The 19,015-nt window shown below is 69.7% G+C and carries 19 protein-coding genes; 10 read left to right on the top strand and 9 right to left on the bottom strand.

Going from position 1 to position 19,015, the window contains the following annotated elements:
* Positions 1 to 185: 185 nt before the first annotated feature.
* Positions 186 to 938, top strand: a complete 753-nt coding sequence (locus KLK06_RS25540) for a hypothetical protein (RefSeq protein WP_214638147.1) — start codon at positions 186 to 188, stop codon at positions 936 to 938.
* 13 nt (positions 939 to 951) lie between these two features.
* On the opposite strand, the gene KLK06_RS25545 is transcribed toward KLK06_RS25540, so the two are convergent.
* Together KLK06_RS25545 and KLK06_RS25550 are read right to left on the bottom strand one after the other, a co-directional pair.
* A complete protein-coding gene (locus KLK06_RS25545) occupies positions 952 to 2,727 on the bottom strand; it encodes a rhamnogalacturonan lyase (RefSeq protein WP_250906070.1) in 1,776 nt (591 codons plus the stop codon).
* 108 nt (positions 2,728 to 2,835) lie between these two features.
* Positions 2,836 to 3,810, bottom strand: coding sequence for an arabinan endo-1,5-alpha-L-arabinosidase (locus tag KLK06_RS25550; protein ID WP_214638149.1), 975 nt, complete (start codon positions 3,808 to 3,810; stop codon positions 2,836 to 2,838).
* Between the two features lie 116 nt (positions 3,811 to 3,926).
* Here KLK06_RS25550 and KLK06_RS25555 point away from each other — a divergent pair, with 116 nt between their 5' ends.
* Positions 3,927 to 4,787, top strand: a complete 861-nt coding sequence (locus KLK06_RS25555) for a hypothetical protein (protein WP_214638150.1) — start codon at positions 3,927 to 3,929, stop codon at positions 4,785 to 4,787.
* A 12-nt stretch (positions 4,788 to 4,799) separates the two neighbouring features.
* On the opposite strand, the gene KLK06_RS25560 is transcribed toward KLK06_RS25555, so the two are convergent.
* The 3 genes from KLK06_RS25560 to KLK06_RS25570 are packed head-to-tail and all read right to left on the bottom strand — an operon-like array spanning position 4,800 to position 6,567.
* Complete coding sequence (locus KLK06_RS25560; protein WP_214638151.1) at positions 4,800 to 5,159, bottom strand: hypothetical protein; 360 nt, start codon at positions 5,157 to 5,159, stop codon at positions 4,800 to 4,802.
* A gap of 32 nt (positions 5,160 to 5,191) precedes the next feature.
* Complete coding sequence (locus tag KLK06_RS25565; RefSeq protein ID WP_214638152.1) at positions 5,192 to 6,187, bottom strand: CU044_5270 family protein; 996 nt, start codon at positions 6,185 to 6,187, stop codon at positions 5,192 to 5,194.
* 2 nt (positions 6,188 to 6,189) lie between these two features.
* On the bottom strand, positions 6,190 to 6,567 hold the full coding sequence (locus tag KLK06_RS25570) for a sigma-70 family RNA polymerase sigma factor (protein ID WP_308168441.1): 378 nt from the start codon (positions 6,565 to 6,567) through the stop codon (positions 6,190 to 6,192).
* Positions 6,568 to 6,571: 4 nt separating this feature from the next.
* On the opposite strand from KLK06_RS25570, the gene KLK06_RS62430 reads away from it, so the two are divergent.
* Positions 6,572 to 6,703 (top strand): hypothetical protein, encoded by a 132-nt coding sequence (locus tag KLK06_RS62430; protein ID WP_308168442.1) that lies wholly within the window; start codon positions 6,572 to 6,574, stop codon positions 6,701 to 6,703.
* A gap of 168 nt (positions 6,704 to 6,871) precedes the next feature.
* Entirely contained in the window at positions 6,872 to 7,537 is a 666-nt protein-coding gene (locus KLK06_RS25575; protein ID WP_214638153.1) for an MOSC domain-containing protein, read from the top strand.
* 35 nt (positions 7,538 to 7,572) lie between these two features.
* Here KLK06_RS25575 and KLK06_RS25580 read toward each other — a convergent pair whose 3' ends face one another.
* Positions 7,573 to 8,901, bottom strand: coding sequence for a GH1 family beta-glucosidase (locus KLK06_RS25580; RefSeq protein WP_214638154.1), 1,329 nt, complete (start codon positions 8,899 to 8,901; stop codon positions 7,573 to 7,575).
* Positions 8,902 to 9,427: 526 nt separating this feature from the next.
* Between KLK06_RS25580 and KLK06_RS25585 the strand changes: the two genes are divergently transcribed.
* Positions 9,428 to 10,828, top strand: coding sequence for a glycoside hydrolase family 6 protein (locus KLK06_RS25585; protein WP_308168443.1), 1,401 nt, complete (start codon positions 9,428 to 9,430; stop codon positions 10,826 to 10,828).
* A 491-nt stretch (positions 10,829 to 11,319) separates the two neighbouring features.
* Here the strand turns inward: KLK06_RS25585 and KLK06_RS62435 are convergent, their stop codons facing one another.
* On the bottom strand, positions 11,320 to 12,864 hold the full coding sequence (locus tag KLK06_RS62435) for an IclR family transcriptional regulator C-terminal domain-containing protein (protein WP_214638155.1): 1,545 nt from the start codon (positions 12,862 to 12,864) through the stop codon (positions 11,320 to 11,322).
* 131 nt (positions 12,865 to 12,995) lie between these two features.
* Here KLK06_RS62435 and KLK06_RS25595 point away from each other — a divergent pair, with 131 nt between their 5' ends.
* The 3 genes from KLK06_RS25595 to KLK06_RS25605 are packed head-to-tail and all read left to right on the top strand — an operon-like array spanning position 12,996 to position 15,537.
* Complete coding sequence (locus tag KLK06_RS25595) at positions 12,996 to 13,769, top strand: CoA transferase subunit A (protein ID WP_308168444.1); 774 nt, start codon at positions 12,996 to 12,998, stop codon at positions 13,767 to 13,769.
* Positions 13,766 to 14,395, top strand: coding sequence for a CoA transferase subunit B (locus KLK06_RS25600; RefSeq protein ID WP_214638157.1), 630 nt, complete (start codon positions 13,766 to 13,768; stop codon positions 14,393 to 14,395). Before KLK06_RS25595 ends, KLK06_RS25600 begins: the two co-directional genes overlap by 4 nt.
* Entirely contained in the window at positions 14,392 to 15,537 is a 1,146-nt protein-coding gene (locus tag KLK06_RS25605; protein WP_214638158.1) for a thiolase family protein, read from the top strand. The genes KLK06_RS25600 and KLK06_RS25605 overlap by 4 nt, the downstream gene beginning before the upstream one ends.
* 19 nt (positions 15,538 to 15,556) lie before the next feature.
* Here the strand turns inward: KLK06_RS25605 and KLK06_RS25610 are convergent, their stop codons facing one another.
* Positions 15,557 to 16,120: a carboxymuconolactone decarboxylase family protein gene (locus KLK06_RS25610; protein ID WP_214638159.1), complete on the bottom strand. Its 564-nt coding sequence runs from the start codon at positions 16,118 to 16,120 to the stop codon at positions 15,557 to 15,559.
* A complete protein-coding gene (locus KLK06_RS25615) occupies positions 16,081 to 16,746 on the bottom strand; it encodes a DUF4286 family protein (RefSeq protein WP_214638160.1) in 666 nt (221 codons plus the stop codon). The genes KLK06_RS25610 and KLK06_RS25615 overlap by 40 nt, the downstream gene beginning before the upstream one ends.
* Before the next feature lie 94 nt (positions 16,747 to 16,840).
* On the opposite strand from KLK06_RS25615, the gene KLK06_RS25620 reads away from it, so the two are divergent.
* Positions 16,841 to 17,614, top strand: a complete 774-nt coding sequence (locus tag KLK06_RS25620) for an IclR family transcriptional regulator C-terminal domain-containing protein (protein ID WP_214638161.1) — start codon at positions 16,841 to 16,843, stop codon at positions 17,612 to 17,614.
* Positions 17,615 to 17,708: 94 nt separating this feature from the next.
* A complete protein-coding gene (gene dctA / locus KLK06_RS25625; RefSeq protein ID WP_214638162.1) occupies positions 17,709 to 18,992 on the top strand; it encodes a C4-dicarboxylate transporter DctA in 1,284 nt (427 codons plus the stop codon).
* The last annotated feature ends 23 nt before the right edge of the window (positions 18,993 to 19,015 follow it).

Here is a 19,015-nt window from a genome sequence, read left to right on the forward strand (position 1 = left end):
CATAAGATGATTTTTGCCACATTAGCGCGAACATTCACCGCTGACCCAAGAGACACGCTTAACCCGATCGCCAGCCAAGCGATGAGTACGTTGTCCTGAGTGTGGGTTTGTAGAGCCCTGCTGAAGGGAGCCGCGCGATGGCCCACCACGAGCCAGCCCTGAGAGGCCGGCGCTCCGTGCTTTCTGTGCCGCACTATGAGGTGATCGAGCGGATCTGTGCGCCGCTGTCGCCCGATCGGGCCCGCCTGCAGACCGTACCTCTGCCGCTGGGCGGGGTGCGCGTGTGGGCGGACCTGACCGGAGCCGACGGGAAGGGGCCGTCCTGGGTGGTGCACCAGCGCATGGCCCGGCAGGTGGCCCGGGTCGGCTGGCACGCCGAGGCCACCTCCGAGCGGGTGTTGGTGCAGGGTTGGAGTGCGGCCTGTCTGAAGCATCGCGTACGACTGTTGCAAGGCGCACTTACCGGACGGCTGGCCGACTTCCGGAAGAGCGCCGAACACGCCGTCGCCACCGCCGTGCGGCTGCACGCCGAGCAGGAGGACGGCCAGGCCAGCCGGACGGCGATCGTCACCGCGACGTGCGCGGAGCTGACCGAGCTGCTGCTCTGGCCGCAGCGCCTGGCCGAGCTGGACGGCCTGGAGCGCACCTCCCGGTCGCGTCGGCTGCAACTGCTGCTGGCGCAGGTGGCCGGGCTGGAGGCCAAGGTGCGCCAGGCCTGTGCCGAGCATGAACTGCTGGCCCGGGCCGTGGCCGGATGGGCCGACGACCACCTCGCCAGCGTCGATGCCGAGCAGGCCCAGCAGCAGGCGTTGGACCAGGCCCGCCCCTGGCTGCGTGCCCTGGGCAAGCTCGCGGGCGGGCCTCTGCCGACCCGCTTCACCCGGCCCCCGGGCGGGCTGGCCGAACGCGTCGCCGCAACCGTCATCAACGGCGACTAGACCGCTGCGGGGGCTAGCGTACGTAGATGTTCGGCTGGGCCGGCGTGGCCATGCCGTTCCCGAGGAAGTAGCTCGGGTGCGGCGGCTGGTTGTAGGCGCTGTTCTGCCAGGCGATCGCCACCCGATACTGCGGGTCGTGCATGAGGGTCCACAGCCGCTGCGTCGTGGCGGTGGGGGTGCTGTAGATCCGCAGCGCCGTCTCCGACGTCGTCGGCCAGACGACCTCCTCGCGCCAGTCGCCGAACAGGTCGGCGGACAGCGACGGGGTCGACTTGGTGCTGTTGTTGGCGTGCACGCCCGAACCGGTGAGCAGGCGGGTGTCGGCGCCGGTGCCGTACTTGTCGATGTGCGTGCCGTCGAGCAGTTCGCGGACCGGGTCGGCGTCCCACCACACCACGAAGTTGGTCGAGCCGGGCTTGCGGCCGATGTTCGTGCCGGAGGTGTTGTAGATCCCGGAGACGGCCGCCGACCACGACTCGGCGCCCGCGCTGCCCGCGTACACGTCGTCGGACACGCCGCGCCCGTTGTCGCACCCGCAGGAGGGGTTCGTCCAGATGACGGCGCCGGTCCGGGCGTCGACCATGGAGGTGGCGGGCTGGTTGGTGTTCTCGTGCGGCTTGAACACCTCGAGGCCGGAGCGGGCCGGGATCAGGTCGCCGACGTGCAGGGCGTCACCGTGGAACAGCCGTGTGTTCCACAGCGGGCTCCCGTTGTCGTCGATCGCCTCCGAGCCGTAAACGATCTCGTCCCGGCCGTCGGCGTCGACGTCCGCGACCGCCAACTGGTGGTTGCCCTGCCCCTCGTACTGGGAGCCGGACACGTTGGAGTCGAACGTCCATCGCTGGGTCAGCGCCCCGGCGCGGAAGTCCCAGGCGGCGATCACCGTACGCGTGTAGTAGCCCCGCGCCATGATCAGACTGGGCCGCTGCCCGTCCAGGTACGCCGTACCGGCCAGGAACCGGTCGACCCGGTTGCCGTAGGAGTCGCCCCAGCTCGACACGGTCCCGCGAGGCGGGTTGTAGGCGACCGTGGACATGGCCGCCCCGGTCTGGCCGTTGAACATGGTCAGATATTCGGGCCCGGACAGGACGTAGCCGGCGGAGTTGCGGTAGTCCGCGGACGCGGAGCCGATGACCCTGCCGGTGCCGTCCACGCTCCCGTCGGCGGTCTTCATCGCGACCTCGGACCTGCCGTCGCCGTCGTAGTCGTACACCTGGAACTGGGTGTAGTGCGCTCCGGCCCGGATGTTGCGGCCCAGGTCGATACGCCACAGGCGGGTCCCGTTCAGCCTGTACGCGTCCACGTACACGTTCCCGGTGTAGCCGGACTGGGAGTTGTCCTTGGCGTTGGACGGATCCCACTTGAGCACGAACTCGTAGCGGCCGTCGCCGTCCAGGTCACCCACGCTCGCGTCGTTCGCGCTGTAGGTGTACGCGACCCCGTCAGGGGTGGTGCCACCGGCGGGCCGCTGGATCGGGACGTCCAGGTAACCACTGGCGAACTGCGTCGCCGCCGCGGAGGGCGCCTGCTCGACGCCGCCGACCACCGCGCGGACGGTGTACGCGGAACTCGCCGCGGCGCCGGAGTCGAGGTAGTTCGTCGAGTTCGTGATGGGCGACGAGTTGAGGAGGGTGGCGCCTCGGTAGAGGTTGAACCCGGTGCTCAGGCTCTCGGTGCCGAGCAGGCGCCAGGACACCAGGTTGCCGCCGCTGGAATGGACGCTGATCAGGCCGCGATCCAGGTTCTCCGCCTGCCTGGCCACGGCGGCGGAGGCGACGTTGACGTCCATGGTCCCGGTCAGGGCGAGGACCGCGACGAGCACGAGAGAGAGGGAGCACCTTCGCGCGGGAAGCATGCCTGGCTCCAGGGAGTGAGAGGTGGTAGTGGCGTAAACGGCTCAGTAGACGTAGGGCCAGCCGGCGCTGTCGTAGGCGATGAGGTTGATGCCGAGCAGCGCGGCGCCGTTGTCGGTGTAGTAGTGGTAGAAGACCACGTCGGCGTCGCTGTCGGTGATCACCGCCTGATGGCCAGGTCCGTGGACGCTGCCGTGCCCGGCGAGGACCTGCGTGCCGCCGCCGGAGGTCATGGCGGTGCCGTTGCGGTCCACGTACGGGCCGGTGACGCTGGTCGAGCGGCCGACCATGATCCGGTACGTGCTGGACGCGCCCTGGCAGCACAGGTCGAAAGAGACCCACAGGTAGTAGTACGACCCGTGCCGGAAGATGAACGGCGCCTCCACGGCCGTGCTGCCGCCGGTGCGCTGCGCGATTGAGTAGAGCGCGGTCCCGGAGCGCAGCCCGGTCGAGGAGTTGAGCGGGATCAGCTTGATTCCGGTCCAGAACGATCCGAACGACAGCCACCAGTTGCCGGCGGCGTCCGTGATCAGGTTGGGGTCGATCGCGTTGTAGCTGCTGGACGAGGTGGTGGCGATGACCAGACCCTGGTTGGCCCACGTGCCCGAGGCGCCGGTGGCACTGGTGGCCAGGAAGATCGCCGAGTTGCGGGAGCCGAAGGTGGAGGCGGCGTAGTACATGTAGTACTTGCCGTTGCGGCGGGAGATGTCCGGCGCCCACAGGCTGGCGCCGCCCCCGGTGTACGGCAGCGTCCACGACGCGCCGCCGGGGAAGGCCACACCCGCGTCCCGCCAGGCCGTGCGGTCGGTGGACGTCTTGAGCGTGATGTTGTTCCCGGTATGCGCCACGAGGTAACCGCTCGACGTCTTCACGACCGACGGATCGTGCACGCCGATGCTGCCGGTCACGTACCCGGGATTGGGATAGGCCACCGCCGCACCAGCCGGGCTGACGGCGATCACCGCCGCCGCTACCGCCACGACCAGCACGGTCACCATGGAGAGGATGGATCGTGCCATGTGCCACCTCGCTGTTATCGCTAACACTTGAGGGGATCGCCGGTGAGTCTTATCGGCCGTACGGGGAGCGTCAAGGCGCGGACCCGGGGCCTCCGGGTCTTGCCGGGTCACCTCAGGTGCGGCCGGTGAAACGTTCACAACGTGATCGCGGCGAGACGTACGCCTGGGAAGATCACCGGATGCCATCACGAGGAGGAACGGCGATCGCGGTCCTGACCCTGGCCGCATCGGCGTTGACCGGCGCACCCGCCGCCAGTGCCGGCGCCGCGCCGGACCCGGTCACCGCGATCCAACGCCAGCTCGTCAAGGGCCACGGCGTGCGGATCGACCAACGCGACACCTTCAACTCCGGTTTCGGCTGGGATCTCCTCAAACCCGTGAAGGGCGTCATCGGGTTCGGCAACGGCAAGGTCGTGGCGACCGATCTACGGGACTACAACTCGGCGAAACGCGGCACCCGCAACCTCTGCATCGGCAAGCGCGGCTGGCAGTACGACCCGAAGGGCCTTCCCAAGGGGAAGACGTGGGTCACCTACAAATGGCCTTGCGAGCTGGCTGTGGGATCGGGCTTCATCCGCCTCGACGAGCCGGCGACCTTCAAAGCCGTGCTCGCCACCACCACAAGCCAACGGCCCGCAGGCACCTACGACGGCACCCGCACCACCCTCTATCAGGGGACGATCACCTTCGGCCAGTTACACGACGCCCACCCGGCCAAGGACTTCGGCTTTCTGAGCAAGCCCGAATACACCGACTGGACTGTCTCCTGGCGTCTCTGGATCGGCGAAGACCGCCTCGTACGCCGAGCATGGAGCAAGTGGCGTGAGCCGGAAGCCGAGACTATGAAGGGTGCCAGCAATGGTCAGGGATGGTTCGGCTTCGTCTACGACGTCCACCTCTCCGACTGGGGCGTGAAGGCCGACATCCAGCCGCCGCCCCGCGACCGGACGGCAACGATCGCCGAGTCGAAGCGCTGACCTGGCCGACGATCAGCCGGGACGGCGTCGACCAGGGCTCCGTAATATGACCAGTGCTCCCCCATACGCCACGCCGTACCAAGTAGGCAGCCACGCACCCCCCGGCACGCCGGCGGCGAGGCTGATCGCCGAAACCCCGGCGAGCAGCACGACGGTGGCTGTCCTCTCCCGCGCCGCCAGCGCCGCCAAGGCGGCCCCGGCCAGCACGCCCGAGGCGGCCAGGAGATCGAGCACCAACCACCCGTCCAGCAGGCCGGCCCGCGTCAGCAGGTGGAGCAGTGGGAGTGGCAGCGACGGTGTCCAGATCCAGGTGAGCCCGCCGGCCAGGTTGACCGCCGAGGGGAGCACCAGCAGCAGCGACGCCGCCGGCACCGCCCACCGGCGCGGGCGGGCCGTACCACCGTTCAGGGCCGTACTCCGGGCTTGTCGGTGATTCCGGTGGCGAGGCGGACCGCAAGGGTCATGATCGTCCCTTTCTTGATCGCGTAGAAGGTGTCCTGTGTGATGTACGAGAAGTCGGCGATGGCAACGGCGCGCTCGCCCAGGTATGTGTAGGTGGTCCGGTCGAGCAGGATCTCGTGGCCCACCCAGCCGTCTTCGATGCTGCCGACGGCCAGCGCCGGACGTCCTGCGACGTCTACCGCGTCCGGGTTCACCGTCACCCCGGGGATCTTGGCCATCGCCTGGTAGACGGCCGCCTCCTGAGCCGGGGGGACGAGGTTGTTGCCGAGCAGGGAGCCGAGCATCCTGTACGCGATGACATCCCGCTTTTCGCCGTGATCGCCCATGTTCCCGTACAGCCAGGTCAGGAGCGCATCGGGATCTGTTGGCAGCGCCGCCACCTTGGCGAAGCTGGTGGGGGGCATGCCCCCTCCGGTGGGCGAGCGGACCATCTTGCCGCCTTCGAAGGTGACCAGCACCTTGCCGTCGGCCCGCGTCCAACTCCGATCCACCGTGGGCTTCCGCGGCGTCTCCGGGGTCTGCACCTGGCCTGGGGCGGGATTGCCGACCCCCTGATGGCGCGTCTCCATGTAGATCCATTGGTCCGGGCGGGGCGCGGTGAAGGGCCGGTCGCGGGCGGCGGCGGCCGCCTTGTGGAGCAGTACCTGCGCGTTGGCGGCCGGCATCGCCAGGCCGGGGACGATCGGGCGCGGCGCGTCTACTACCACGTTCTCGACGACCAACGGGACCACCGTGATCGCTGCGGCCAACACTCCCACCGCGAGGACCCGCCCGGCCGCGCGAGGCAGGCGGAAGCGGCGCGCACGCCGGGGAACCGCCGCGGTGACCTCCTGGAGGAGCGCGGCCCTGGCGGCGGAACAGGTCTCATGGGACGGCGGGGCGGGCTCGGGCCAGGCACGGCGCAAGGCGTCCAGATCGGCGTCCGAGTGGTCGTTCATGATCAATTGTCCTTTCTGGCGAGTGCCGGGTCCAGCGCGGCGCGGATCTTCGTACGGGCCCGGTGAAGCCGGGACCGGACCGTGCCCGCCGCGACGCCGAGCGCCTTGCCCGCCTCTTCGGAGGTCAGCTCGGCCCAGGCGACCAGCAGCAGCACGTCGCGTTCCGCGGCGGGCAGCTTGGCCAGCGCCGCCGCCAGCCAGGGGCGGTCCGCCAGCGAGCCGGCGATCCGGTCGGCGTGGTCCTCGCTGCTCTCCTCGACACCGGCCCTGGCCAGCGCGCGGTACTGCCGGACCTCGGCCCGGTGGTGGCGGGAGATCAGGTTCGAGGCGATCCCGTACGTCCGGCCGGGCGTCCGGCCGGGACAGGTCGTAGGTGTCACGCCGGTGGAACGCGATCAGGAACGTCTCGGCGGCGATGTCGTCGGCCAGAGGCCGGGTGAGCCGCCGCTCGGCATAGCCGTGGATCGGCGCGTGGTAGCGGTCGAACAGCTCGGCGAAGCACTCCGGCTCCCGTAAGGACCGCTCGATGATCGCGGCGTCCGCCACCCGCTCCGTCATCGGGGCCATGTCTTAGCTCTTCGCGTCATCGCCTGTCTTCCGTAGCGGGGATCGGTCCCCCCTCCTTCACCGATCGCCCCAAAAGTGTTCGCTCCGCATGCAAATGATCGGTAATGCTTGGGGACCATGAGACTTCTGTCGGTCAATGTCGGCCGCCCCATGCCCGTGGACTACACCGATGCCGCAGGTGGGGTGACGGGCATCGACAAACGCCCGGTGACAGGGCCGGTCCAGGTGTCGCCCGTCGGCCCCAAGGGCACGGCGGGCAGCGGCGTGGCCGGGGACGCCGTCTGCGACCGCCGCTTCCACGGCGGGAGTGACAGGGCGGTGTACGCGTTCGCGCGCGAGGATCTGGACGCCTGGGAGCAGGCTCTCGGCCGTACGCTCGCCAACGGCGCCTTCGGCGAGAACCTCACCACGTCCGGCCTGGACGTGACCGGAGCACTGATCGGGGAACGCTGGCAGGTGGGCTCCGACCTGGTGGTCGAGGTGACCGCCGGCCGGATTCCCTGCCGCACCTTCGCGGGGTGGGTCGGAGAGCAGGGCTGGATGAAGCGGTTCATCGAGGTGGGCCGCACCGGCGCGCTGCTCCGGGTGATCGCGCCGGGAGAGATCCGCGCGGACGACCCGATCACCGTCGTCCGCCGCCCCGACCACGACATCACCGCGGCTCTGCTGCTCCGCGCCGCCACCACGGAGCGCCACCTGCTCCCGCGCACGCTGGCCGCCGCCGAGTGGATGGAGTCCGAGCTACTGGGCGTTGCCCGTACATATACGGAGAAGTACGGATGAGCTGGGCGATGGCCTGCACCGCTTGAGCGGCGGGATCACTCCAGGCCGCCCTCGCGGATGCGGGCCGCGTACCAGAGGGCGGAGTCCTTCGGGGTGCGCTGCTGCGTGTCGAAGTCCACGTGCACGATGCCGAACCGCTGCCCGTACCCGTGGGCCCACTCGAAGTTGTCCAGCAGGGACCAGGCGAAGTAGCCCTTGAGCGGCACGCCCCGGCGCGTCGCCTCGGCGCAGGCGTTGATGTGGCGTTCCAGGTAATCGATGCGGTCCGGGTCGTGCACGGCCCCGTCGGCGCTCAGCTCGTCGGCGAAGGCCGCGCCGTTCTCGGTGATGTAGAGGTCGATGGCGGGGTAGTCCTTGTGCACGCGCTGGAGGAGCTCCAGCAGGCCGTTCTCGTCGATCTCCCAGTTCATGGTGGTGCGCTTGCGGCCGCCGTCCACCCAGCGGACGTGTTCGGCGCCGATCCACGGTGTGCTGCCGGACGGCGCGGGCTCGCCGGCCGCCACCAGGGCGGGGGAATAGTAGTTGATCCCCAGCATGTCGATCTTCCGGGAGATGATCTGCAGGTCCCCGTCCAGGACGTGGGAGAAGTCGCTGTGGGGTGCCAGGTCGCCGACGACGTCCTCGGGGTACGAGCCGAGCAGCACCGGATCGATGAACAGCCGGTTCTGGATGCCGTCGATCCGGCGAGCGGCGTCCACGTCCGCCTCCGACGCCGTGGCGGGCGTCACGTGCGACATATTCAACGTAATGCCGATATTTCCGGACAGCAGGGGGATGGCGAGGCCGTGGCCCAGGAGCAGGTGGTGCACCGCCTTGACTGCCTCGGACGGCTCCTGACGCCCCGGCGCGTGCTCGCCGCCCGCGTATCCGAGCAGTCCGGAACACCACGGCTCGTTCAGCGTCGTCCAGTTCGCCACCCGATCCCGCAACGCCGTATGCACAATGTCGGCATATTCCGCGAACCGATAGGCCGTGTCCCGGTTAGGCCACCCGCCCGCGTCCTCCAAATACTGCGGCAGGTCCCAGTGATAGAGCGTCGGCCACGGCGTGATGCCGCGCTCCAGCAGCGTGTCCACCAGGCGGCGATAGAAATCGAGGCCGCGCTGGTTCACCACCCCGCGCTCCGGCACGATCCGCGGCCACGCGACGGAGAACCGGTACGCTTGCAACCCCAGCCCCGCCATCAACCGCACGTCGTCGGCGTAACGGTGGTAGTGGTCGCAGGCCACGTCGCCGTTCTCGGCATCGCGCACCTTGCCGGGGGTGCGGCTGAAGGTGTCCCAAATGGACGTCCCCCTGCCGTCCTCCGCGAACGCGCCCTCGATCTGATAGCTGGACGTCGCCGCGCCCCAGAGAAAACTCATGCCTTGACGGACCCTTCCATGATGCCGCCGATGATCTGACGGCCAGCCGGACCATGACCATATAAAGCGGGCCGATCCCCATCCGCACGGGGATCATCACCGTGCCGAGCTAAAGGTCTTGACCACCCGCACGATCGTCGCGCCCGCTTCGGCTGTCGAGCCGCAGCCGCCACCAAAGGCGACCCTGGGCGCGGTGAGAAGTCCACGGCGAACCAGAGTCGTCATATGGCGGTACCTTTCTCAGAAAACGCACCTGGCCTGCGTAGATGCCGTGGGCATATCGCTTGGGAGCGCTCCCATAGACGGTAGACCATGACCTGCCCCATGGAGAAGAGGGCCGGTGTAACGGACATTTCCCCATACGCAATCCCTTGACCGTATCTAGGGTGGTCAGTAATGATCAACGCCGACGCTGCGGTACCGCGCCGAGAGAGGTCCGGCATGTCTTTTCGAGTGCGGCTGGCGTGCGCGCTCAGCGCCTGCGCCGACAACGCTCTTTGAGCGAACCCCACTGAAAGGTGATTTAGTGCGATTTATCGCAGCAAAAGCCGCCGCGGCCTTAACCGCGGTCGTGGCTGCCGTCCTGGTCGTACCCCAGCCTGCCTCCGCCGCCGCCCAGCTGATCGGCAACGGCGTCTTCACCAGCACCACCGCCCCCTGGCAGGCGATCGGCCAGACGACGGTCACGGCCGAGTCCGCCCGCATGCGGGTGAACGTGACAGCCGTGGTCACCAACCCGTGGGACGCCATGGTGGCCAGTCCCACCACGGCCGCGCTGACCGCGGGCAAGAACTACACGCTCTCGTTCGACGCGTACTCCACGACGGCCTTCAAGGCCACCACCACCGTGCAGTACGTGGCGACGCCCAGCTCCAACCAGTCGCTGGCCGCGGCCGTCCAGCTCACCACGGGCAGCAAGCGCTACAGCATCCCATTCGTGGCCGCGGCCGCCACCAACACGGCCGCCGAGGTGACCTTCCAGCTCGGCGGGTCCGGCGGCACCCCGACGGTCCGCTTCGACAACATCTCGCTGATGGAGACGCAGACGACCCGGCCGACGGCACTGTACGTCTCGGACCAGTCGAACCCTGCCAAGTATGTCTCCACCCACCAGGGCACGAGCGAGGCCACCGCCATCGGCTCGAACATCGCCAACAAGCCGATCTTCGAGTGGTTCGGCGGCTGGTTCACCGACCTCACGCTGGCCGTGGACACCTACGTCGGCGCCGCCCAGGCCCAGGACAAGCTGCCGATGCTGGTGGCGTACAACATCCCGAACCGCGACGCGTGCGCGAACCAGTCGGGCGGCGGCGCGGGCGACGCGGCCGGGTATCACACCTGGATCACCGAGTTCGCCAAGGCGATCGGCACCAGGCACGCGATCGTCGTGCTGGAGCCCGACGGCGTCGCCGCCGCCAGTTGCGCGACCAAGCCGGAAGACCAGTACAAGATGCTGCTGGACGCCACCCAGGTGCTGAGTGCTCAGGCGCCGAACGCCTGGGTCTACCTCGACGCGGGCAACGCCACCTGGGTCGCGGCCGACGACATGGCGACGCGGCTGGTCAAGTCGGGCATCGCCAACACGCGCGGCTTCTCCGTGAACGTGTCCAACTACATCACCACGGCCGACTCCGAGAGCTACTCGGTCGCGGTCAACGGCTACCTGTCCGGGACCGTCGGCGCGAAGAAGTACGTGATCGACACCAGCCGTAACGGCAACGGCCCTTGGACCGGCGAGAACAACTGGTGCAACCCGCCCGGCCGCAGACTGGGCAGCGCGCCCGCCAAGCAGACGAGCGGTGCCGAGTACGTCTTCTGGGTCAAGGTGCCGGGCGACTCCGACGGCAGCTGCAACCTGGGCGAGGGCATCCCGGCCGGGACATTCAGCCCCGACCTGGCCATGGCCCTGATCAACGGCTCCTCCTAGCCCTTATAGGGCGGCGAACCCCGGTCGGCCTCGGCGGGCCGGGGTTCACGCCCGTTACTCGCGTCCAGCACGTGGTGAAGCTGAGGGACTTGGCGCGGGAGACCGGCGAAGTGATCCGACAGGTGATCGTATGCGTGCCGGGAAGTGACTCCTGAGGGGTTCGAGATCAGCCCAAGGACCTTAGCGGAGCAGTCGAGCCGTTAGGGCCAGTCGACCCCAACGAGCCCGGAGGGTCGCTCGGGTCGAGTGGGCCGATCGGGTCGGGTGGTGGGCCGGGCCGGTGGGGCGGTTGGGCCGGTCGGGCTGGTCGACCCCAGCCAGCCTGGCGAGCCCAGCAGGTCGGCCAGTCGGACCGCTCAGGCCAGTCGGGCCGGGCGAGCCCAGCGAGTCGGGCGGGTCGGGCGACCCCAGCGAGCCCGGCAAGCCCGGCGGTTCGAGCGGGCCAGTCGGCCCGGGCGGGTCGGCAGCGTAGGTCGGGCCGAGCGGAGCGGTCAGGACGGGCGCATGTGGGCCAGGTCCGCCTCCATGTGTGCCGCCGCCTCAGTGAGCGCGGGCAGGACGTCGCGGAGCAGTTCGGCGGGGGTGGCGCGGCTGGCGTGGGTGGCGACGTTGACGGCCGCGACGACCTGGCCGCTCCGGTCGCGGATGGGCACCGCGATGGATCGCACGCCTTCCTCCAGCTCCTGGTCGACGAGGGCATAGCCGTCCACGGCCGCCTGCCGTACGGCTGCCGCCAGGTCGGCGGGTGAGGTGAGCGTGTGGGGGGTCAGCGGGGGTGAGGGCATCCCGGCCAGCCGTTCCCCGGGCAGGTCGGCCAGGAGGACGCGGCCCATCGAGGTGGCGTACGCGGGGAAGCGGGTGCCGACGGTGATGTCGACGCTCATGATGGCGACGGTCGGCACGCGCGCCACGTAGACGACGTCGTCGCCGGACAGCATCGCGACCGAGGCCGACTCGTGGACCCGCGCCACCAGGTCCACCAGGTGCGGCTGGACGATCTCGCCGAAGCTCCGGCCCGACAGATGGGCGTACCCGAGCTCCAGCACCTTGGGCAGCAGGACGAACCGGCTGCCGTCGGCCGTGACGTACCCCAGCCGTTCCAGGGTCTGCACCGCACGCCGGACAGTGGCCCGAGGCAGCCCGGTGACCTTGGCCGCGACGGCCAGCGTGACCCCGCCACGCGCCGAGCCGAGCGACACCAGCACGGCCAGACCGCGAGCCAGCGACTGAAGATAACCCGCCCCCAGCTCCTCCTTCGTCGCCCGCGACGCATCCACTCCCACGACAACCGGAAGAGACGAGCCCCGCCCGGCCGACACCACAGGCTGAGACTGCCTGCCCCGCTCGCCCGACACGGCCGAGTGCGATGGTGAAACCCGCTCACCCGACGCAACCGGCTCGGCCAAGGCCGTTTCCATCTCCCCCGCTGTCTTCAGCAGGCTGGGCAGAGCGTGATCACGCAGACCTGCGGCCGTGTGTCTGCTGGTGTGGCTGGCCACCGTCAGCGCGCAGACCGTCGTCCCGCTCGCGTCCCGTACGGGAACCGCGACCGCCACCAAGCCGGGCTCGACGAGTTGGTCGTCCTCGGCCCACCGTGCGGCGGGGTCGAGCAGGATCAGGCCGGCCGCGCAGCGGTCGGCGGGCAGCAGGTCGCCCACCCGGAAGGCCACCGACATGGTGCGGCGCCGGGCGAAGCGGCCGACGAAGCGGACCCCGTCCCCGTCCCGCACGGCCAGCGACACCGACTCGTCCAGCTCGTCGGCGAGCCGCTCGGCGTACCCATCGAGGGCCGCGCCCAGACCGCCGCACGCCAGGTACGCCTCGCCCAGCTCCATCAGGCGCGGCGCGAGCAGCACGTCGCGTTCCTCAGCCCGTACGTAGCCCAGCCGGACGAGCGTGGCCACGATCCGGTCGATCGTCGATCTGGCCAGGCCGGTGGCCCGTACCAGGTCGGTCGCGCGCATCGGCCGCCTGGGACCGGCGGCCAGCACGCGCAGGACGGCCAGCCCGCGTTCCAGAGTGCCCGCCGGTTCCATCCGCTCTCCTCCTTCGAGTCTTCGAGCCTTCAAGTCCTCAAGGACTTTGACAGGGCGCGATTCGGCTCCCCATACTCGACGATAATAATGAATTTAAGTTCACCTAGCGAACACATATGAAGCGGAGTGCCGTGCGGAGAGACAAGGTGGTGGCCACCGCCCATGAGGCGCTGGCCGATGTTCGGGACGGGGCGTCGTTCGCGGTCGGTGGCTTCGGGCTCTGCGGCATCCCGGACGTGCTGATCCAGGCGTTGCACGATTCCGGCGTACGCGGCATCAGCGTCGTGTCGAACAACTGCGGAGTCGACGGCGGCGGCCTGGGCACCCTGCTGGCCGATCGGCGGATCGCCCACGTGACCGCCTCCTACATCGGTGACAACAAGGAGTTCGCCCGGCAATACCTGGGCGGCGAGCTGGAGGTGGAGCTGACCCCGCAGGGCAGCCTGGCCGAACGGCTGCGGGCCGGCGGCAGCGGCATCCCCGCCTTCTACACCCCGGCCGGGGTCGGCACGCCGGTCGCCGACGGTGGGCTGCCGCTGCGGCACGCTCCTGACGGGTCGGTCGCGCTCGCCTCACCGCCCAAGGAGGTCCGCGAGTTCGCGGGCAGGCAGTACGTGCTGGAGCACGCCATCACCACCGACTACGCGCTGATCCGGGCGGCGAAGGGGGACCGGCACGGCAACCTGGTCTTCAACAAGGCCGCCAGGAACTTCAACCCGCTGGCCGCGATGGCCGCGCGCATCGCGATCGCCGAGGTCGAGGAGCTGACCGAGCTCGATCCCGACGAGGTCCACCTGCCGGGTGTCTTCATCGACCGCATCGTGGCGCTCACCCCCGAACAGGCCGCCGTCAAGCCCGTCGAACGGCGTACCGTCTCCACTCCCCCGGAAGGGACCGCGTCATGAGCTGGACCCGCGACGAGATGGTCGCGCGCGCGGCGGCCGAGCTGCGCGACGGCGACTACGTCAACCTCGGCATCGGGCTGCCCACCCGGATCCCGTCCTTCCTACCGCCTGACGTGGACGTGACCCTGCACTCGGAGAACGGCATCCTCGGCGTCGGCCCCTACCCGACGCCGGAGGAGATCGATCCGGATCTGATCAACGCGGGCAAGGAGACGGTGACCGTACGGCCGGGGGCGTCGTTCTTCGACTCGTCGCTGTCGTTCGGCATGATCCGGGGCGGTCACATCGACGTCGCGGTGCTGGGTGCGATGCAGGTCTCGGCGCGCGGCGATCTGGCCAACTGGATGGTCCCCGGGAAGCTCGTCAAGGGTATGGGCGGAGCCATGGACCTGGTCCACGGCGCCCGCAAGGTGCTCGTGATCATGGACCACACCGCCAAGGACGGGTCTCCCAAGATCGTCGAGGAGTGCTCGCTGCCGCTCACCGGCAAGGCGTGCGTGCATCGGATCATCACCGACCTCGGTGTCCTCGACGTCACCGCCCAGGGCCTGGCGCTGGTGGAGACCGCGCCCGGCGTGAGCGTCGCGCACCTACGCGACCGTACGGATGCGAAGGTCCTGTCGTGAAAACCGTCTACGTCCTGGACGCTGTGCGCACACCCTTCGGGCGTTACGGCGGGGCGCTGGCCGGCGTCCGCCCCGACGATCTGGCCGCGCACGTCATCAAGGCGCTGGTGGACCGCAACGGCGAGGTCGCCGCCGACGAGGTGATCCTCGGCAACGCCAACGGCGCCGGCGAGGAGAACCGCAATGTCGCCCGGATGGCCGCGCTGCTGGCCGGGCTGCCGGTGACCACGCCGGGCGCGACCGTGAACCGGCTGTGCGGCTCCGGCATGGAGGCCGTCATCCAGGCGTACCGGGCGATCGCCCTAGACGACGCCGCCACCGTGATCGCGGGCGGCGTGGAGTCGATGACCCGCGCTCCGTGGGTGCTGCCCAAGCCGGATCGGGCCTTCCCCCCCAAGGGTCAGGAGCTGGTGTCCACCACGCTCGGCTGGCGGCTGGTCAACCCGAGGATGCCCGCCGAGCACACGGTCCCCCTCGGCGAAGGCGCCGAGCTGATCGCCGACAAACACCGCATATCCCGGGCCGAGCAGGACGTGTTCGCGCTGGCCAGCCATCAGAAGGCGGCCAAGGCGTCCTTCGACCGCGAGATCGTCCCTGTCGGCGACCTCACCCGGGACGAGGGCATCCGCGAGGACACCTCGCTGGAGGCGCTCGCCCGGCTGAAGCCCGCCTTCCGCGCGGACGGCACGGTCACCGCGGGCAACTCCTCCCCGCTCAACGACGGCGCCGCGGCGCTGCTGCTCACCGACGAGGCCGGGCTGCGCGGGCGCGAACCGCTGGCCAGGATCACCGCGAGCGGCGTCAGCGCGCTCGAACCCCGCTACTTCGGCCTCGGCCCGGTCGAGGCCGTCAAGAAGGCCCTGGCCAAGGCGGGCAAGGGGTTCGGCGACCTGACGACTGTCGAGCTGAACGAGGCGTTCGCGGCGCAGGCGCTCGGCTGCCTGGCCGAGCTGCCCGAGCTCGACCCCGGGATCGTCAACCCGTACGGCGGGGCGATCGCCCTGGGCCATCCCCTGGGCGCCTCGGGGGCTCGCATCACCGGGACGGTCGCCCACCAACTGTCGGCGGCCGGTTCCGGCACCGGCCTGGCCGCCCTCTGCATCGGGGTCGGCCAGGGCCTGGCCGTCGTACTGGAGAGGTAGGACACGAAGGGCGGGCGGGTCAGCCGTCGACGCGGAGGACCCGGAGTTGCGCGGCCAGCAGCCGGTAGTAACCCACCAGCGTGACCACCTCATACAGGCGGGTCTGACCGAGCACGTCGATCGACGCCGCGAACGTGTCGTCGGTCAGATCCCCCGTACGCAGCAGCTCGCGGGCCGCCTCCAGGACCGCCCGCTCGGCCGGGTCGTCGAACGGGCGGTCCGCCCCACCCCGCAGGCCGGCCAGTTGCGCCTCGGTCAGGCCCTCCAGCAGGGCCGCGTGGCTGTGTACCTTCCACTCGTAGTCCGAGCGCTCGTGCCCGGCGACCGCGAGGATGGCGATCTCCCGCTGCCGGGGAGTGAGCCCGGTCCGGTAGCGGACGGCGCCGCCGAGCTCCTGGAGGGCGTGCCCGAGGTCCGGGTTGAGCAGCATGGCGTTGAACGGCCCGCGCAGCCGGCCCTCCTCGTCGGCCAGCGGGAAGGGACGGGGAGCGGTCGCCCGCGGGCTGCCGAGCAGGCGGTCGTAGAGCCGTCGCTGTTCGGCGGTCAGGTCGCCGGGGCGGAAGGCGTCGAGACGGGCTGGCAAGGTGTTCCCCCGAACGTGAGATGGTGAGTGAAGAGGCGGCGTTCGCTCTCCGTGACCGCGGCCATCACCCTGGTCCGCCAGGGCGTGTCTGTGGCCGCGCGATAGGCGTCGGTGTCGAACAGGTCCGTTCCGCTGAGCTCGTGCAGGGCGAGGAAGCGTGGAGCGTTCCCGTCACGCAGGACATAGCGCCGGGTGCGGTGCCAGCCGGGGATCTCGTGCAGGGCGGGGATGTGCTCCTCGGCGTACCAGGCGTGGAAGTCGGCCTCGGCCTCCGGACGCACCGTCAGGGACCGGGCCAGCAGGATCGGGCCGCTGCCACGGCCGTGCTCGTCGACCGGCTCGTAGACGCGCCGCTCGAGCGTGCGCAGACGGCCGATGACGGTGCTCTCGCGCGGGCTGCGTTCCGCGCGCAGGCGGCGGTAGCGGTCGGTGTCCAGCACGCCGAGGTCGAGGTCGTACCAGGCGAGCCAGCCAGGCATGGCACCGTCGATCGCGCGGTAACGGTGGCCGCTGTGGATGCCCGGCAGGGCCAGGCGGGCCGGGCCGTGCTCGGTGTCGTACCAGTCGTGGAACTCCGGCTCGTCACCGTCGCGGGGCTGCGACAGGACGAAGAGCAGGCCGACCAACCCTCACCTCCCGAGGACAATGGGATCTGAACGCCCTTGCTGTGCGACGGGCGAACACATGTGCGTCTGTAGTCTAGATCGCGAGGTTCAAGATATGTCAAGGCAGGATCCCGACGTCATCGACTCCGTCGAGAAGGCGTTCCGCGTACTCCAGGCGTTCTCCGGCGAGCACCCCTCGCTCACGGTCAGCGAGGCGGCGGAGCTGACCGGGCTCTCCCGGGCCACCGCCCGGCGCATCCTGCTCACCTGCGTGAAGCTGGGGTTCGCCGAGGCCGTGGATCGCCGCTTCCGGCTCACGCCGCGGGTGCTCCGTCTTGGGTACGGCTACCTGTCGTCGCTGCCGATCTGGGAGCGGGCGCAGCCCCACATGCGCGCCCTGGCCGACGAGGTGCGCGAGTCGTGCTCCGCGGCCACCCTGGACGGCGAGGAGATCGTGTACGTCGCCCGCGTGCCGGCCAACCGGAGCATGTCGATCGTCCTGAGCGTGGGATCCCGCCTGCCCGCCTACCCCACGTCCATGGGCCGCGTGCTGCTCGCCGCCCTGCCGGAGGACGCCCTGCGCCGCTACCTGGACTCGGTGGAACTGAAGGCCCTGACACCGCATACGATCACCGACCCGGCCGAGCTGGAAAGAGAGCTCCGCCGCGTCCGCGAGCAGGGGTACGCCCTGGTGGACGGCGAGCGCGAGGAGGGCGTCCGCTCGGCCGCCGCACCGGTCCGCGACGGCACGGGCGCGGTCATCGCGGCCATCAACGTCTCGGCCAACGCGGGCCGGGTCTCGGTCGACGAGCTGCGTGAGCGCTACGTCCCGCGCGTCGTGGCCACCGCGCACGCCATTTCAGGAGATGTCGGCTTCGCCGGCCCCTGAAGCCTTAGAGGGGACTCTTGACCGCAATTAACACGTCCGTCACACTCGCTGTTTAACTGACGCACACTTGTGCGACCGACGAACGAGGTGTGTGATGTTGAGAACCGCTTTCACCACCAAGCTGTACGTGACGGTGCTGGTGGCGCTGGTGCTCGGAGCCGTACTCGGCCTGGTGGCCCCGGAGGCCGGCATCGCCCTGCAGCCCCTCGGCGACGGGTTCATCGCGCTCATCCGGATGCTCGTCGCACCGGTGATCTTCTGTACCGTCGTCACCGGCATCGCCTCGGCCGGCGCGCTGACCAGCATGGGCCGCGTGGGCGTCAAGGCGCTGGTCTACTTCGAGGTGGTCACCACCATCGCCCTGATCATCGGCCTGGTGGTGATGAACGTCCTGCGGCCCGGCGACGGCGTCCACGCCGTCGCCGGCAACATCAAGATCACGGGCGTGGCCGCCCAGTACGTCACCCAGGGCGAGGAGGCGCACTGGTACGACTTCCTCGTCAACATCATCCCCAAGAGCCTGGTCGGGGCGTTCGTCGACGGCAACGTCCTACAGGTGCTGCTCGTCTCGGTGCTGTTCGCGATAGCCGTCGTCATGCTGGGCACGCGCGGCAGCGCGATCACCAAGGGCGTGGAGCGGATCGGCGAGGCCGTGTTCGGCATCGTGCGCCTGGTGATGTACCTGGCGCCGATCGGCGCGTTCGGCGCGATGGCGTACACCACGGGCAAGTTCGGCGCGACCACCCTGTCCAGTCTCGGCGCGTTCGTCGGCCTGTTCTGGCTGACCGGCCTGTTCTTCTGCCTCGTCGTGCTGGGCGTGATCGCCAGGCTCTGCGGGATCAACATCCTGCGCCTGTACCGCTACTTCAAGGACGAACTGCTCATCACCCTCGGCACCGCGAACTACGAGGCGGTGATGCCCCAGCTGATCGCCAAACTGGAGCGGCTGGGCTGCCCCAAGCCCATCGTCGGCCTGGTCGTGCCCTCCGGGTACGCCTTCAACTCCGACGGCGTCTGCCTCTACATGGGCTTCGCCGGGCTGTACATCGCGCAGGCCTTCGACATCAACCTGTCGATCTGGCAGCAGCTCGGGCTGCTGACGGTCTTCCTCATCACCTCCAAGGGCGGGGCGGGCATCGCCGGCGCCGGTTTCGTGCTGCTGGCCGCGACGCTGTCCACCACGGGGACCATCCCCGTCGCCGGCATCATGCTGATCTTCGGCGTGGACCGGTTCATGTCGATGGCCCGCGGGCTGGTCAGCCTGTGCGGCCAGATGCTGGCCAGCATCGTGGTCAGCATCTGGGAGCGCGCCTTCGACCGGGAACGCGCCCTCGCCGAACTGTCCGGAAAGCCGGCCGTCGAGCCGGTGGCGCTGTGACCGCCCGCTGCGACTGAGAGGGT

Origin of the sequence: Nonomuraea sp. NEAU-A123 (assembly GCF_018603905.1) — a bacterium.
GTDB lineage: Bacteria > Actinomycetota > Actinomycetes > Streptosporangiales > Streptosporangiaceae > Nonomuraea.